Origin of the sequence: Methylobacterium sp. J-070 (assembly GCF_022829385.1) — a bacterium.
GTDB lineage: Bacteria > Pseudomonadota > Alphaproteobacteria > Rhizobiales > Beijerinckiaceae > Methylobacterium.
In genome coordinates, this window is the sequence record NZ_JAKSXX010000106.1 from 1 (window position 1) to 385 (window position 385).

1 protein-coding gene is annotated in these 385 nt (G+C 74.3%); it reads right to left on the reverse strand.

Features of this window, described 5'->3' with window-relative positions; genetic code table 11:
- The coding region (locus tag MKL01_RS08065) for a hypothetical protein (protein ID WP_243904697.1) at positions 1 to 184 on the reverse strand (184 nt) is incomplete at its 3' end.
- Between the last annotated feature and the right edge of the window lie 201 nt (positions 185 to 385).

The window sequence follows — 385 nt, forward strand, 5'->3', positions numbered from 1 at the left end:
CGGGCACCATCGACATGATCGTCTGCTCACCGGCCGCGGCGGAGGCCGGTCCGATCGGGGCGATCTGCCAGGGCATATGCCACGTGGCCGCCGAGGTGTCCGGAGCGGCGGCGGCATCCCGCGGCAGCGCTGGGCCGGCCAGGGCAGCGATGAGGGTCCGGCAGGAGATCGGACGTCTCGACAACACGGCATTCCTTCTTCGCGGGGGTGAAGGGGAGGCGGCGGCATCGCGCTAGTCCGTCGGCGCGAGGGCGGATGGCAGCGTCCAGGACGTGGACGGTGCGGAAGCGGGCGGGGAGACGGCCGGGCGATTGGCGCGCCCCCGGTGGATGGAGGCATGCGCGACCGCGCCGGCATCGATCCGCCCCCGCGCCGAGGTCGGCTG